This window comes from Halocatena halophila (genome assembly GCA_027563145.1).
Classification (GTDB): Archaea; Halobacteriota; Halobacteria; order Halobacteriales; family Haloarculaceae; genus Halocatena; species Halocatena halophila.
In genome coordinates, this window is record CP071306.1 from 2,355,282 (window position 1) to 2,368,956 (window position 13,675).

At 59.1% G+C, this 13,675-nt stretch carries 17 protein-coding genes; 5 read left to right on the top strand and 12 right to left on the bottom strand.

Features of this window, described 5'->3' with window-relative positions; translation table 11 throughout:
• Window positions 1-59: 59 nt before the first annotated feature.
• Window positions 60-215 (top strand): DUF7559 family protein, encoded by a 156-nt coding sequence (locus JXQ78_RS12580; RefSeq protein WP_330631113.1) that lies wholly within the window; start codon window positions 60-62, stop codon window positions 213-215.
• Window positions 216-260: 45 nt separating this feature from the next.
• Window positions 261-674, top strand: a complete 414-nt coding sequence (locus JXQ78_RS12585; protein ID WP_330631114.1) for an Hsp20/alpha crystallin family protein — start codon at window positions 261-263, stop codon at window positions 672-674.
• On the opposite strand, the gene JXQ78_RS12590 is transcribed toward JXQ78_RS12585, so the two are convergent.
• The 10 genes from JXQ78_RS12590 to JXQ78_RS12635 form a co-directional block, all read right to left on the bottom strand.
• Entirely contained in the window at window positions 671-1,477 is an 807-nt protein-coding gene (locus tag JXQ78_RS12590) for a DUF7388 family protein (RefSeq protein ID WP_330631115.1), read from the bottom strand. The two genes, JXQ78_RS12585 and JXQ78_RS12590, sit on opposite strands and share 4 nt — an antisense overlap.
• A gap of 101 nt (window positions 1,478-1,578) precedes the next feature.
• Window positions 1,579-2,178: an NUDIX hydrolase gene (locus JXQ78_RS12595; protein ID WP_330631116.1), complete on the bottom strand. Its 600-nt coding sequence runs from the start codon at window positions 2,176-2,178 to the stop codon at window positions 1,579-1,581.
• Between the two features lie 62 nt (window positions 2,179-2,240).
• Window positions 2,241-2,696, bottom strand: coding sequence for a DUF7109 family protein (locus tag JXQ78_RS12600; RefSeq protein WP_330631117.1), 456 nt, complete (start codon window positions 2,694-2,696; stop codon window positions 2,241-2,243).
• Window positions 2,697-2,760: 64 nt separating this feature from the next.
• The gene (locus JXQ78_RS12605; protein ID WP_330631118.1) at window positions 2,761-3,945 is read right to left on the bottom strand and encodes an MFS transporter; all 1,185 of its coding nucleotides are present in this window, start codon (window positions 3,943-3,945) and stop codon (window positions 2,761-2,763) included.
• Between the two features lie 74 nt (window positions 3,946-4,019).
• Complete coding sequence (locus JXQ78_RS12610) at window positions 4,020-5,108, bottom strand: aldo/keto reductase (RefSeq protein WP_330631119.1); 1,089 nt, start codon at window positions 5,106-5,108, stop codon at window positions 4,020-4,022.
• A 3-nt stretch (window positions 5,109-5,111) separates the two neighbouring features.
• Window positions 5,112-6,005, bottom strand: coding sequence for an NAD-dependent epimerase/dehydratase family protein (locus JXQ78_RS12615; RefSeq protein WP_330631120.1), 894 nt, complete (start codon window positions 6,003-6,005; stop codon window positions 5,112-5,114).
• On the bottom strand, window positions 6,002-6,427 hold the full coding sequence (locus JXQ78_RS12620; RefSeq protein ID WP_330631121.1) for a DUF5791 family protein: 426 nt from the start codon (window positions 6,425-6,427) through the stop codon (window positions 6,002-6,004). The genes JXQ78_RS12615 and JXQ78_RS12620 overlap by 4 nt, the downstream gene beginning before the upstream one ends.
• 21 nt (window positions 6,428-6,448) lie before the next feature.
• Window positions 6,449-7,330 (bottom strand): ArsR/SmtB family transcription factor, encoded by an 882-nt coding sequence (locus JXQ78_RS12625; protein WP_330631122.1) that lies wholly within the window; start codon window positions 7,328-7,330, stop codon window positions 6,449-6,451.
• Window positions 7,331-7,368: 38 nt separating this feature from the next.
• Window positions 7,369-8,712 (bottom strand): alkaline phosphatase family protein, encoded by a 1,344-nt coding sequence (locus tag JXQ78_RS12630; RefSeq protein ID WP_330631123.1) that lies wholly within the window; start codon window positions 8,710-8,712, stop codon window positions 7,369-7,371.
• Window positions 8,713-8,966: 254 nt separating this feature from the next.
• Window positions 8,967-9,500 carry an inorganic diphosphatase gene (locus JXQ78_RS12635; protein ID WP_330631124.1) on the bottom strand — a complete coding sequence of 178 codons (534 nt, stop codon included), beginning with the start codon at window positions 9,498-9,500 and terminating at the stop codon, window positions 8,967-8,969.
• Window positions 9,501-9,720: 220 nt separating this feature from the next.
• Here JXQ78_RS12635 and JXQ78_RS12640 point away from each other — a divergent pair, with 220 nt between their 5' ends.
• The gene (locus JXQ78_RS12640) at window positions 9,721-10,086 is read left to right on the top strand and encodes a PadR family transcriptional regulator (RefSeq protein ID WP_330631125.1); all 366 of its coding nucleotides are present in this window, start codon (window positions 9,721-9,723) and stop codon (window positions 10,084-10,086) included.
• A gap of 12 nt (window positions 10,087-10,098) precedes the next feature.
• Here JXQ78_RS12640 and JXQ78_RS12645 read toward each other — a convergent pair whose 3' ends face one another.
• Together JXQ78_RS12645 and rnhA are read right to left on the bottom strand one after the other, a co-directional pair.
• Complete coding sequence (locus JXQ78_RS12645) at window positions 10,099-10,617, bottom strand: DUF7108 family protein (RefSeq protein WP_330631126.1); 519 nt, start codon at window positions 10,615-10,617, stop codon at window positions 10,099-10,101.
• Window positions 10,607-11,203, bottom strand: coding sequence for a ribonuclease HI (gene rnhA, locus JXQ78_RS12650; protein WP_330631127.1), 597 nt, complete (start codon window positions 11,201-11,203; stop codon window positions 10,607-10,609). The genes JXQ78_RS12645 and rnhA overlap by 11 nt, the downstream gene beginning before the upstream one ends.
• A gap of 168 nt (window positions 11,204-11,371) precedes the next feature.
• Here rnhA and JXQ78_RS12655 point away from each other — a divergent pair, with 168 nt between their 5' ends.
• Together JXQ78_RS12655 and nreA are read left to right on the top strand one after the other, a co-directional pair.
• Entirely contained in the window at window positions 11,372-12,328 is a 957-nt protein-coding gene (locus tag JXQ78_RS12655; protein WP_330631128.1) for a transcription initiation factor IIB, read from the top strand.
• A 76-nt stretch (window positions 12,329-12,404) separates the two neighbouring features.
• Window positions 12,405-13,661 carry a DNA repair protein NreA gene (gene nreA / locus JXQ78_RS12660; protein WP_330631129.1) on the top strand — a complete coding sequence of 419 codons (1,257 nt, stop codon included), beginning with the start codon at window positions 12,405-12,407 and terminating at the stop codon, window positions 13,659-13,661.
• The last annotated feature ends 14 nt before the right edge of the window (window positions 13,662-13,675 follow it).

The window sequence follows — 13,675 nt, forward strand, 5'->3', positions numbered from 1 at the left end:
GATTTCTATACATTCTGTGGGCCACGAAATTGATTACGCTCCCAGCACTACGTGCAGCCATGCCAAAAACCGTTGAAGCAAAATGCACGAACACGGAGTGCACTCTCGATATGATGGAACTGCACTACACCTACGAGATGCCAGACGAAACGACCGTTGATGACTTCGTCTGTCCGTACTGTGAGTCCTCGACGCTCGAAGAGCTGGTTGTATAGCGTGCGATCCAAACGACTTCCCCGTTCGATGATGTATTATCAGTTATGTTTCAGGATTACGTGACGGCGGCCGGACGAGCGATGGTCGAAACGCTGGGGCGCACCTCGAGCTGTCTCTATGCTCGACGACCGCTGGCGGTCGATCTCCTCGAAAGCGAGGATGCGTATCTCGCCGTCTTCGATGCGCCAGGGGCAACGTCTTCTTCGGTGGCCGTCGAATATGAGGCCCCAACGATCACGGTGACGGTCGATCGCTCACGGGAGACACCCGGTGAGGTGCGCTTTGGTGGACGACCCCTGCACCAATCCCGGTCCGTGCAACTGCCAACTAGCGCGGTCGATTTCGACGGTGCAACGGCTGAGCTGACTGGAAACGGAACCCTTCACGTTCAGATTCCCAAAACAGAATCCGGATTCGACGAACCGATTCGGATCGATCCGACAGAGGGCGACGCCTAGGCAAGCGTGACAGCCGCGGGATGGCAGATCACATCCGTCACGCCACTCGCTCTAAGCGATTCGATTCGCTCTGCCACAGTGTTTCGGTCGCCGGCAATTCCGTACTGGTTTGTGGCCGTTCGCAACACCGATCGTGCCTCGCCAGTCGCATTGCTGTCAGTGTGATACGACCGGTCGAGCGCGCTAAGCGCCTCACGAACGGGCTTTCTTCTGGCGACGTAGTCGCCAAGCGCATCGAGCACCACATCGTCGTTGTCCGAGAGAACCGTTGGCGCATACACCGCGATCGGGGCGTCGTATCCAGCGTTCCTGAGCGCCCGTACCGTTCGACCGGTGGATTTCGAAAGGAGTTCGTACTGGACGCCACCGATCGCCATGGCGATCCGTTCGACGCTCTCAGTTCCGATCCAGGGCTGGTGAGCCAAATTGTCAGCCGCTACCGCCTCACGAAGGCGTGGGGCGATTGCTCGCTTTGCTTCCGTGCCATTGAGATACGCCGGATGCCCGGCGACAAGGACCCGGCCAATATGCGACGGAAGCTCCTCGACGATCGAGTGATCGCCCAGCGGGTCGAAGCCATCGGCACGAACTGGCGTCGTCACAAACACCTGGTGGTGCTCGGCGAGTGCGTCAAGCACGGCGCGCTCTGGAACGTGCTCGTGGCCCTCAAAATCGATCACCAGCCGATCGACATCGAGCGATCGATCGGTGAGCGATCGAAGCTCTGTGGCGGTCGGTTTGAGCGCTAGCCCGTCACAGGGAATGTCTGCAACGGTGGCGAGCTGCTTACGTTGTTGTGCCATCGGTGAACACTGTCAAGCCATTGTCGGTCACGTAGGCGACCATGTGACCAATCGGTCGGCCTGACCCAAAGCAATGGCGCCTGCGGCAGGTGTTTCGTCGCTCAAACCGGAAAGTCAGCATCAGGATCGACCTGGCGATCCGGCGTTTCGGGGACGGTCCAGTCGGTTACCAGCTCCAGAAACTGAACGAGCATGCGAGCCGTTGCACCCCAGACGGTGTAGCCATTGACGCGGAAGTAATGGAGTCGGATCTCGCCCTCGACCGGATGATCGCGTGCTTCGGATTCGTAGTTTGCCGGATCGGTGAGTGCCTCGATCGAGAGATGGACAATCTCGGCTACTTCTCGCTCGTCCGGTCGGTACGTCCGGTCCGGAACCGTCGCGACGACCGGGCAAATAGCATACTGCGTGACGGTCTGAATACAGTCGAGTCGCCCAAGCACGGCAGCCTCCGAGCGAACGAGTCCGATCTCCTCGTGGGCTTCACGGAGCGCGGTCGCGGTCAGATCCCGGTCGAACGGCTCGACACCACCACCTGGGAAACTCATCTGTCCAGGATGCTCCTCGAGATACTCTGCCCGTTTTGTAAACACCAGTGCAGGATCCACACCAGAGTCAATAACTGGAACGAGAACAGCGGCTTCCCGCCCGGCTGAACAGAGGGGAACTGGATCGTGGTCGGAGACCCGTGACAGATCCATACACAAACCACTCTCCGGACGGATATATTTCCCGCGGTCACCGCCACGGATTTCGCCGGCGGTCACACGCTCTGTGTCGGTTCGGGGAGTAAGGATCGGACCTCCTCGAGATCGACTGCCGTCCAGGTTTCGAGATCGTAGCTCACATCGAGCAGTCGCCGGATCGTCTCGTGGTCGTCGGCTGCGACCGCCTGTGCGGTTTCCTGTCGAAACCGCCGCTCGACGGCGTTGCCGATCGCGTCACGATCCACGGCTCGCCGCTCGATCTGTAGAATGTGCGGAAGATCAACTGCATCCGCTGGAAGCGTCGGAAACGCTGTCGGGCCGACGACGAGCAGTTCATCGGTTCGCACGAGGTGATACGTTGCGATAGCGTCCTCGACGATCGACTCCGGCGGTGGGGCGACACCATCTTTGAATGCAAGCTCTTTGGCTGCCTGGTGTAGCTCTGCGTCGGTGAGTGCCCCAAACAGATCGACGATTCCTGCCAGTTCGTCGGGCGTGAGCTCGAGCGTCATCAGTCGGCTCAGTGATTCGTGCTACGAACGCATAAGCTACCGCTTACCAGTTATCAGGAGCCAGCTACTGTCCGATTGGTGACCCCATTCCTGGGAACCGACCGGTGGCGTACAGGCCGGTAGCCCCACACATGACGACCAGAATGACGCCAGCCAGTCCGAGCAACACGGTATCGAACGGCACACCGGAGCTGAGTAGCGAGCCAATGACGGAGCTGCCCGGTGCCTGTGCGATCATCATGCCACCGCTGTAGACGGCATAGGCGCTGGCGCGGTGTTCGTCAGGGAGTGCTGAGAGCATGAACGTATCCACCGTCGGAAAGAGCCCGTGGATGACATAGCCCATCACGAATGAGATGACAAACAACGGAACGTAGCCGGTAGTGTGGGTTAACACGACCAGACAGCCGGCAAACAATCCACAGATACCGAGCATGAGCGGCCCGTTCGGGAGCCGCTCGGCGAGATAGCCCGTGATAACGAATGCTGGAATGCCAGCGCCAAACAGCACCGTCAACAGTCCCTGGGCGGCCGACTGAGAAATCGCCTTCGTGGTGACGAGATAGGTGACATAAAAATTGAACAACCCGTTCCAGACGAAACTCGTGACGCCAACGATCACGACGGCGACGAGAATGAGCCGCCACTGGTGAATGGCTGCCCCAAAGAAATCACGGTCATCGCCGCCCGCTCGTGGGAGTTCCGTGCGGAGCGTTGCCAAAACCAGCACAATCGTAGTAACCACGCCAACGCCCGCGAGCAACAAGAACGTGACCCGCCAGGAGCCAACAAACAACATCAGTGCGATCACCGGTGGTGCGACGACCGCGGCGAACTGGCTTGCCATCCCGTGGACACCGATCATGTCACCGACGCGGTCGGGAAACAGCTCCGTGATCAGCGGATTCGCGGCGGTGAAATATGCCCCACTGGAGATGCCCAGACAGAGTGCAGCCACCATCAACACCTCGATGGTTCCTGCAGTGGCTGCAAACAGTGCCGAGCCACTCAACACACAGCCAGATAGCAACACGACCGTGTGTCGGTCGACGCGCGTGAGCAGATAGCCGACCGGAATCCGTGGGATGGCGCTGCCAAACCAGACGAGCGTCGCCAGCAGACCGACCGCCGCATCCGTGACGCCAAACGTCGCTTTCAGTGGCTCGAGTAGCGGCGAGAAGACGACTCTCCCGAAATTAACCAGAAAGACGAGCGAACAGAGCGAGCCGAACAGCTGACGACGTGACACAGCAGCTCTCCGTGGCCAGTCCCATCAACTCTTTTGGATCCTCTCTATGTATGTGTGAAATTAGCGTGCTAGGCTCACTCGAACGTCTCGTCGAACGCGGTTGCACCCATCGGCTCGAATCGTCCGGCGTCGATCGCCGCTTTGGCGTGGGCGATCGATTTCGTCCCGATGAGTGCGCTGGTGACGCCGGGTGCGCTGCGGGCGAAGTTGATTGCTCGTTTGGCTGCCGTGTTCCCCGAGAGCTTTGCGTCCACGGCGTCGGGAATGGCACTCTCATTCGTTAGCGCACCCTGCTGGAGCGAGGCGCTGGTAAACACCGAAAGCCCGGCGTCGTGCGCAAAGCGAAGTGCGCTTTTGGTGCCCTCGGATGATTCATGAGCGGCCACGGTGAAGGCGTCGGCCATCTGCACGTTGAACGGCAGCTGGATCGCCCGAAAGTGTGTTGCGGTGCTGTCTGCAGCTCGGGCCGCCCGTCGGGCCCGATCGACGACAACCGGCAAGGAGAGATACGACGCATGCGATGGTGGCACGCGGAAACATTCCCAGGAGGCGATTCCATAGTGACGGATGTCACCGTTCTGTGCCCGTCGTTCGAGGCGAGTAAACGTTGCCTCTAGCTGGTCATAGACGGCATCGGTAGATTTCGTTGTTAGCTGTGTTTCCGGATTGTGGACGTAGTAGCAATCGATCGTTTCGAGCCCGAGATTCTCCAGCGAGCGATCAAGCTGATCGTCGATGAACGCTGGCTGGATACAGTTGCCATGGACCAGCTCGTCCGGATCGATCAGCCCAGAATCGAAATACTCGCGCTCAATGAATTCGTGTGGTTCTTCGGGCTGTGTGCGATCGAACGGCACGAAGCCGCCTTTTGTTGCCACGAGGACGCTTTCCCTGTCGGTCGTTGAGTCATTGAGTGCCGCGTTTACCGCTCGTTCGCTGCGCTGATGTCGGTAGTTGATCGCCGTGTCGATGACGTTACACCCACCATCGATCGCGGTCGTGATCGTCTCGCGGTAGGCATCGTCCACCTCGTCGGTCGGCGCGCCGAGATACGTACCGATACCGACCGAGGAGACGATGCTCTCGCCAAACCGTCGGAAGTAGGTCCGCGCAAATTCGTCGTGGTCGTCACGGTACGCCCAGGTTTCGCGTTTTCTCGCCATGGGTTATTCCTCCGCGTCGGTCTGTGTGGCCGACTCGATCGCTCGGCGATAGCCCGATCGAAATGTTGGATGGTCGAACTCGTAGCCAGCGGTGCGGAGCCAGTCGTTCGAGCACCGCTTTGCGGTGTGCAGCCGTCGTTTTGCCGGCACGGAGAGATCACCTTGCTCAAGCCGTTCGGCTTTCGTCTGTAGCGGTGGTGTTTCGGTGTCACATTCGGCTGCGAGCCAGCGTGCCAACGTCCATTTCTCGACCGGTTCGTCGTCAACAGCAAGCACGGTGTCGGTATCCGGCTCCGTTTCGAGCAGCCATCGCAGAATTCCAGCCGCATCATCGCGGTGGAGCATGTTCAGTATCCCTGCCGTGACTGGGCCACTGCAATAGCGCTTGAGTCGGTATCGCCCTGGTCCGTACAGTCCTGCGAATCGCACGACGGTGCCGTCGATGTCGTGCGATTGTGCCGTTTCCCGAGCAATCCGTTCTGCGGTCGCGAGAATCTCCGTTTTCTCCGTTGTTGGCTCGATTGGCGTCGCTTCGGTGACCCAGTCGCCGCCGTGGTCGCCGTAGACGCTCGTTGAACCGGTGTAAAGAAGGCGCTCAGGTGGATGGTCGCGGTCGGCGAAGGACTCGATGACGGTTCGGAGCCCATCGACGTACGCCCGTCTGGCGTCGTCGCCGCTGCGTCCGCCGGCGCTCACCGCATAAACGATCGCATCGACATCAGGAACTGCTTCGAGGTCGTTGTCGTCGGTAACGTCGGCCTGAATCGGCGTTGCGCCTGTGGCTTCGATCTGATCGAGTCCGTCAGCCGATCGTCGAACGCCGTACACTGTCCTCTCTTCGAGAGCTTCACAGAGCGCCAGCCCGACGTAGCCACAGCCGAGCACCGCGACGGTCATCGTTTGTGCGCCTCGATCGTCGATAACAATAGCGCAAACTCGCCGAGGGTCATTGGCGCTCGCCCCTCAATTTTCTGTTGAATCGCCCGCGCTTCGATGCGGTCGTCGATCTCGCCTTCGAGCGTGTCGACATCGAGCACGGCCGTCGTCATCCCGAGCAACAGGGCATCTCTGGCTTCGATCACCACGGTCTCACCGTCTGGTGCGCCGTTCGTGAGCGCGTAGATCGCCCCCGCTTCGTCGAGATCGATCTCGGTTTCCCCGTTCGTGATCGCTTCCAACCGCTCGGCGTCGATCGCCGTTGCGTCGGTGACTTCTGCGGGACCAACGTCTTCGACGATCGCAGCGAGCCGTTCGACGTAGCGATCGCGGAGCGTTTCGGGGGGCATGCTGGCTGGCTCCTCGACGAGCGTCTGTAACATATCACTGCGTAGTTGCGCTCGCTACAAGTGTGGCTCGCTCTCTATAATTGCGAACGTCTCATCGAGCACCAGCTCAAGGCGATCGCCGTCGAGTTCGATCCACACGTCGATCGACAGTGGATCGGTCGATCGAATCGCCGCGTGTGGTTCGAAGGGCCACGAGAGCTCCCACAACGGCGTTGTGGCGATGTCGATTCCGTGTTCGTAATGGAACACAATGACGGGCGACGCTCCGAGCACCAGTCCCCCCACGACTGACGAATACGTCGCACCACACCACTCACACGTCAGCTCGACCGGGAGCAGGTCGGCAAACGCGTCGGGAATGGCGTCGAGATCCACCAGGGTTGTGCTGACGGGACCATCACAGCGCCAGCAAAAGCCGTTGGTCACGTGCCCGTGACTCGAGCGAGCCCAGCGCTCGAATGTTGTTGGCAGATCGTCGTGGCCGGTTCGTTCGATGAGTGCTGGTGGGACGCCTGCCGAAATGAGTGAATACTCACAGCTGCAACACGCTACCGAAAGCTGCTCGGATTCATACTGCAGCTTGAGCCGAGTGTCACAGCGCACACAGCTGGCCGCAAGGCGCTGCGATTCGATCGACACCTCTCGGGTGAACGATCCCGATGCGATCGAGCCAACGATCCGGTTGCCGGCGTAAGTGAGCGTGTAACCGGTTGTTCCCTGCCCCGACTGCTTTCGCACGAAGGTGCCGACGAGCTGGCCGAGGTGATAGTTGAACCGCCCGGAATCCTCGATGCCAGCGTGTGCGCGGAGTTCAGAAAACGTGCATGGGTCGTCCCGATCGAACAAGCACAGCAGAATCTGCACGCGCGTCTCATCTGAGAGCAACGAAAACGCATCACGAACGGCCACCGGATCGAAGCGTTTCTCGTCTGTCACTCCTGATAGTTGACGGCACAAATCAAAAATCCAGTCGCTCAGACAAGACTCGCGCCGTCGAACGCGCTCCGGTCGTATTCGACTTCCATCAGATCGAGCAGCGTCGGTGAGATATCGAACAGATCGACGCCATCAATATGCGCCGATGGATCATCGACGAACAGACAGGCGTTCTCGAAGCTGTGCATGCCGTTGCGCGGTCCATGATCGAACACGTCGGTGTCGTCTTTGAACCCGGACTTCAGATCGAAGCCGTGGTTCGGAATGACGGTGAGATCCGGAGCGATCGCGTCGTGTTCGCCACGGAATGCGTCCTCATTTTTCACGATCCGCTGGGCGACCGGCTCGCCGTCGGGCCCCTCAAGCCCTTCGATCAGCTCGATGAGCTCCTCACGGGTCTGCTCGTACTCGGATTCGGGAACCGATCCACGCGGCTCACGACCCTCGAGATTGATGTAGAACCGGCCGGGAATGAGCGAGTACGCTCTGGTATCGTCCGAAATGTCGCCGAGCTCGCTGTGATCGTCGCCGTCGAAATCCAACCAGCCCTCCTCGCGGAGCCACGTGTTGCAGTGGACTTCCCAGTCTTCGCTGGTGAAACCGTGGTCGCTGGCCACCACGAGCGTCGTGTCGTCGTCGAGTTGCTCGCGGAGCTTTCCGATATACTCGTCGACTTTCTTATAAAATGAGAGGAACTCGTCGTGGTTCTCGCCGTCCTCCTCGTAATCCTTAAAGAGGAAGTGATTGACGCGGTCGGTCGTCATGAACACGCCAAAGAACAGATCCCAGTCGTCCTCGGCGATATACTGACTGAACGCCTCATACCGGGCGTCGAGCGTCTCGTGGGCGTCGGCCATGAACTCGGATTTGTCGTCCTGGTGGCCGAGCTTGGCGTTTACGTCGATGCGATAGTCGAGCGATTCGAGCGAGGAGCCGAGCGAGTCCGGATAGGACGCTTTCTCAACGTCCGGTGAGAGAAAGCCCGACACCATCCGCTGGACGTTGCGCTGGGGCGGGAACGTCACGGGAACGTTCATCACCGTCGCGTCACGACCGGCGTCGGTCACGCGGTCCCAGACGCGCGTCGCCTGCACGTCCCGACCCATTGGAACGTACGTGTCATACGAGCCGACCTCTCGGTCCTGAAAGCCGTACACGCCCGTTTCGCCGGGATTAACGCCGGTCGTCAGCGATGGCCAACAGGCGCTCGATTCCGGCGGCACGATGCTGTCGATCGCTCCGCCAGAACCGGCGGCCTCGATCGCGTTCAAATTCTCGAATACGTCCGGATTGTCCGCAACGAGGCTGTACGGCACGCCGTCGATCCCGATAAACGCTACGCGCGGTCCGTCGTCACCTCGGAGTCGGTCGAACAGTCCCATACCGCCGACTGCGCGAGCGACACACAAGAACCTTCTTTTCGACGCCGATTACCCCCGTTTGTGATCACTGTCACGCTCTTCGACGCCACGTTCGCCCTTCCTGTTCTCGGGCACGACTGTCAGGTGGTCGATGCCGATTGGACACGGCTGTGCCATACTATACGAGTACGTCTCCAGTGAAGAAATAATTACCCATGCTCATAATGCATCACGATAGCGCTCGTGATGTTTCGCGGGCATGTCCGCGTAGACGATCAGTTGAATGTTTCGTCGTAAAGCTCCTGTGCGTGCTCGATCGCGTCAAGCGCCGCGGCTTTGTCCTCCCAGCCGAGCGTTTCGACTTCCTTGCCGGCCTCGAGGTTTTTGTACGTCGTAAAGAACTCGTCAATCTCGTCCTGTTGTTGCTGTGGGATGTCCTCGAGATCCTGGATATGATCGAATCGTGGATCTTCTTCGGGGACGGCGATCACCTTATCGTCCTGTTCGCCGTCGTCGTCCATCCGCATCAACGCAACCGGTCTGGCCTCGATTACACAGCCGGGGAACGTGGCGTCCTCGACGAGCACTAGCACGTCGAAGGGGTCTTCGTCGTCGTAATACGACTGCGGAATGAACCCGTAGTCCGATGGGTAGTGGACGTTGCTGTGGAGCACGCGGTCGAGCACGACGCCTGGCACGTCCTTGTCGTACTCGTATTTGTTGCGTTCGCCCTTCAGACACTCGATCACGGCATAGATCGTCTCTGGCGGATTTGGTCCCGTTTCGAGATCCTCCCAAAGGTTTGTCATCGACGACACTGCGGGTGATGGCCAAAAGTTTCTTTCGACATCCGGCCCGTCAGCCATAATTTTCCATTGATTATAACATCAGAAACAAAACAATATCATTTTATAATGCCATGTATGAATGGCAATTTATAGAACCAAACCGCATGACGTGACGCAGCTATCAAAATAAGCACTTGATGGTTGAAAAGTTTTAAATAGAGTGGTGACATTTGTATAGGTCATGTCAGAGGCACAGTCAGTCTCCGGCGTATCGCGCATCGAACGCGACCTGACCGCGTTCCAGCAGAACATCCTGGTCATCCTTTCGGAGGACGCCCGCTATGGCCTGGCGATCAAACGAGAGCTAGAGCAGTACTACGGATCGGAGGTCAATCATGGTCGACTGTACCCCAACCTCGACGATCTGGTGGAGATGGGGCTGGTCGAAAAGAGCGAACTCGATAAACGGACCAATCAGTACGCACTAACCGAGGAGGGACACGACGCAGTCATCGATCAGCTGTCGTGGATCTTCTCGCGATTTGCGACGAACAAGAGCCGTGCCGACGAGATTCGGGCGCTCGTCGAGTCAGCCCAGCAGCATTGATCGATATCGCGCTCACTGTCGGGCACAGTCGAGTGCGAGCCTGATCGATTCCTCCACGACCACTCTCTGAGATTTGCTTGGCCATGCGTTCCGCGGATAGTACTCTTCGAGGAACTCCTCTCGGTGAATGTCGCTGCTCTCTGCGATCGTGACGCCGTAATGGTTCGAGCAGAAATCAGCGAACGCCCTGACGTTTTCGCCATGGGTCTCACCCCACTGCTCGGTCACCCGCTCGACCACCTCGCGGTTGCGTGCATCGACGGTTTCCCAGTCAGCACTCGAGGTTAGCAGTGGGCGTTCGATCGCCCGCTCGGTGTCGTCGATCCGATCGATTTCGACAGTTCCATCGACGATCCAGTCGTCAGGATAGCAGACGAGTGTTTCGTCTGTTTCACGCTCTCTGGCAACGTAGCCGTGTTCGGCCAGCAACGCATCGCGTCGTTCGCGGGCGGCGGTTGCCACCTCGTCAGCCCCATCGCGTGCAATGCGCGTGAGCCGAGTGACCTCCTCGACCGTCTCCTCAGGAATCATTGTCGAACGCTTCGTTGGCAAGGCTATCGGCCCGTTCGTTCACTTCGCGTGGCACGTGTTGGAGTGACCAGCTATCGACCGAGGAGAGCAGTTCACGAACGCGAACCCGACGCTCTTTCAGGCCCGGATCGTTCGTGTTCCAGGCACCCGTCACCTGCTTGACGATCAGCTCGGAATCACCACGGATCTCGAGGTGGTCGAAGCCGTAGTCAATTGCCACTTCGATCGCTCGAATCAGCGCCTCGTACTCCGCCCGGTTGTTCGTGGTCTCACCGATCGTTTCGCTTCCCTCGGTGACGATCCCGCCGTCGGTGACGATCACCCAGCCGATCGCTGCAGGCCCCGGATTGTTCCGTGCAGCGCCGTCGAAATAGACGTGTGCACGCCCGCCGTACTCACCAAGGAGCCCAACCAGACGATCGGTATCCTGACCCTGAATGAGAACCTTCTCGTCGTAGGCGACAGCCGTCGCGTTCTCGGTGGTGACTCGCCAGCGTTCGTGGTCGGTGTTTCCCGATGAAACCTCGAACCCGGCGGCTTCGAGGTGCTCTCTCGCGTCAGCCGGGTCACACTCGATGACTGGCATACCAACCGCTCGCCCGTGCGCTGATAAGTGCGTTCCGGTCGATTCGCCACAAACACGTGGACTGCTCACAGGATGCGTTCGTGATCACTTTCGGGCACCGAAAATGCGGCAGATTACTCCAGGTTACGGAAGTCCTAAATATGCTCACCGAGGTAGTATAAAAATGCGATGACACGGTCCACCCGTACGCGGGAGCGCGAGCAGGAAACGGAAAATGAAACGGAAAGCACGCGAGAATGTCCCGAATGCGGGTCCGACCAACTGATAAAGAGTTCGGATCGTGGTGAACTCATTTGTGACGACTGTGGGCTCGTCATCGAGGAGGAGAAAATCGATCCTGGTCCAGAGTGGCGAGCGTTCAACCACCAGGAGCGCCAGCAAAAATCCCGCGTCGGTGCACCAACCACGCAGACGATGCACGACAAGGGGTTGACGACGACGATCGACTGGAAGGATAAAGACGCCTACGGACGATCGATTTCCTCGAAAAAGCGGAGCCAGATGCACCGACTGCGCAAATGGCAAGAGCGCATTCGCACGAAAGACGCTGGGGAACGCAATCTCCAGTTTGCACTTTCTGAGATCGATCGGATGGCCAGCGCACTGGGTGTTCCCCGGTCAGTTCGTGAGGTTGCGTCAGTGATCTATCGTCGCGCGTTGAACGACGATCTGATTCGCGGGCGATCGATCGAGGGGGTGGCCACGTCTGCGCTGTATGCCGCCTGTCGGAAAGAGGGAATCCCACGGAGTCTCGAGGAAATATCGGAGGTGTCGCGGGTCGAACGCAAGGAGATTGGCCGCACGTACCGATACATCTCACAGGAACTCGCCCTGGAGATGGAGCCGGTCGATCCCAAAAAGTACGTCCCCCGATTTTGTTCGGAGCTTGATCTTTCAGAAGAGGTCAAAGCCAAAGCCAACGAGATAATCACCACAACCGCAGAAGAGGGCCTGTTGTCGGGAAAATCACCGACAGGGTATGCGGCGGCGGCAATCTATGCCGCGTCGCTGCTCTGTAACGAAAAGAAAACACAGCGGGAGGTCGCAGATGTCGCACAGGTAACCGAGGTTACCATCCGGAATCGCTACCAGGAGCAGATCGAGGCGATGGGCATTCATAGCTGAGGCTGGTCACGGTTTCGGATCTCGTTCTCCCCGTTTTTGCTCAAGGTTGAAATCCGTCGAGTACCTTCACTACACAATGAATCTCGAGGAGTTCATCGACGACTTCGAGCGTGACGAGGAGGCACAGCGCCGTCGTCTCGCTGCAGAGAAGTCCTATGCAATCACTGAACATCTCGAGGCCGTCGAGGACAGACTCGAGGCGACGCTGCAGGGCGATTCGCTCTTTGGCTCGACTGCGCCGGACATTTTCGTCGGTCGCTCTGGCTATCCCTCGGTTTCTGCGGGCGTTCTTTCGCCGGTTGATCCGGACACCGATGCCAGTCGCTATGTCACCAGCAGCGACTGGTACGAGCGTGGACTATCGATCGATTCGGTATTTCAGGCCCGATCCGGGCTGTTGAATGCGAACCAGCCGACGAACGTCCACGTCGCCGACGCCTGGAATGGGTTCACCGGCGTTCGGCGCGAGGTGGCGATCGCTGACCGGCCGGTCGATGTGGAGGTAGAACTCGCGAATCAGCCAACAGTGGATCTCTCGGTCGATTCGATCGCTTCGCCGAGCGGTCCGAGGGCGACGGCTGACGACGCCCAGCTAGCGGAGAATCCCCACGTTCCCCGTGCGGTCGAAAAGACGCTCTCGGACGACGATTGGCGGGCCACGGGAGCGATGACGTATCTGTACAACCGTGGGTTCGACGTCTACGAGATTAACACGATTCTTTCGGCGGGGGCGCTAGGACAGACGAGCCAGCGCAAGCTCGTTCCCACCCGATGGTCGATCACTGCGGTGGACGATACGGTATCGCAGTATCTCCGCGGGACGATACGGAACGCCTCCTCGATCGATCAAACCGAAGTACGATATGCCGAATTCCTCGGCAACCAGTTCTGGGTCATACTCACGCCAGGGCGCTGGGAGTTCGAGCTGGTGGAGATGAAAGCACCCCAGAGCGTCTGGAATCCACGGGGTGGCGACTACTGGATCGGCAGCGACCACGAGTCGTTCGAGGGTCGGACGGAGTACGTTGACGAGACCGCTGGGGCGTACTACGCCGCCAGACTCGGCGTTCTTGAGGCGCTTGCAGAACGGGATCGCCAGGCGACTGCGCTCGTGTTGCGCAACGTGACCGATGCGTACTGGGGCCCGGTTGGCGTCTGGTTGATCCGCGAGACCGTTCGCGATGCCGTCTCGAACGAGTCGGCGACGGCTGAATCGTTCCACGGCGCGATCGAACGGATCGCGAATGAACTCCCGATCAGCCACGACAGACTCCAGCGTCACTCAGTGCTGACGGCCGGTCGACAGACGACGCTCTCGGCGTTCGATCGGTGAAAAACTGAGATATC

Excerpts from the sequence above, each read along its gene's own strand:
- JXQ78_RS12635 (WP_330631124.1), bottom strand. The coding sequence starts at position 9,500 with ATGACAAACCTTTGGGAGGATCTCGAAACGGGACCAAATCCGCCAGAG.
- JXQ78_RS12615 (WP_330631120.1), bottom strand. The coding sequence starts at position 6,005 with ATGACCGTCGCGGTGCTCGGCTGTGGCTACGTCGGGCTGGCGCTCTGT.
- JXQ78_RS12645 (WP_330631126.1), bottom strand. The coding sequence starts at position 10,617 with ATGATTCCTGAGGAGACGGTCGAGGAGGTCACTCGGCTCACGCGCATT.
- JXQ78_RS12600 (WP_330631117.1), bottom strand. The coding sequence starts at position 2,696 with ATGACGCTCGAGCTCACGCCCGACGAACTGGCAGGAATCGTCGATCTG.
- JXQ78_RS12595 (WP_330631116.1), bottom strand. The coding sequence starts at position 2,178 with ATGGATCTGTCACGGGTCTCCGACCACGATCCAGTTCCCCTCTGTTCA.
- nreA (WP_330631129.1), top strand. The coding sequence starts at position 12,405 with ATGAATCTCGAGGAGTTCATCGACGACTTCGAGCGTGACGAGGAGGCA.
- JXQ78_RS12580 (WP_330631113.1), top strand. The coding sequence starts at position 60 with ATGCCAAAAACCGTTGAAGCAAAATGCACGAACACGGAGTGCACTCTC.
- JXQ78_RS12620 (WP_330631121.1), bottom strand. The coding sequence starts at position 6,427 with ATGTTACAGACGCTCGTCGAGGAGCCAGCCAGCATGCCCCCCGAAACG.
- JXQ78_RS12610 (WP_330631119.1), bottom strand. The coding sequence starts at position 5,108 with ATGGCGAGAAAACGCGAAACCTGGGCGTACCGTGACGACCACGACGAA.
- JXQ78_RS12655 (WP_330631128.1), top strand. The coding sequence starts at position 11,372 with ATGACACGGTCCACCCGTACGCGGGAGCGCGAGCAGGAAACGGAAAAT.
- rnhA (WP_330631127.1), bottom strand. The coding sequence starts at position 11,203 with ATGCCAGTCATCGAGTGTGACCCGGCTGACGCGAGAGAGCACCTCGAA.
- JXQ78_RS12640 (WP_330631125.1), top strand. The coding sequence starts at position 9,721 with ATGTCAGAGGCACAGTCAGTCTCCGGCGTATCGCGCATCGAACGCGAC.
- JXQ78_RS12585 (WP_330631114.1), top strand. The coding sequence starts at position 261 with ATGTTTCAGGATTACGTGACGGCGGCCGGACGAGCGATGGTCGAAACG.
- JXQ78_RS12590 (WP_330631115.1), bottom strand. The coding sequence starts at position 1,477 with ATGGCACAACAACGTAAGCAGCTCGCCACCGTTGCAGACATTCCCTGT.
- JXQ78_RS12630 (WP_330631123.1), bottom strand. The coding sequence starts at position 8,712 with ATGGGACTGTTCGACCGACTCCGAGGTGACGACGGACCGCGCGTAGCG.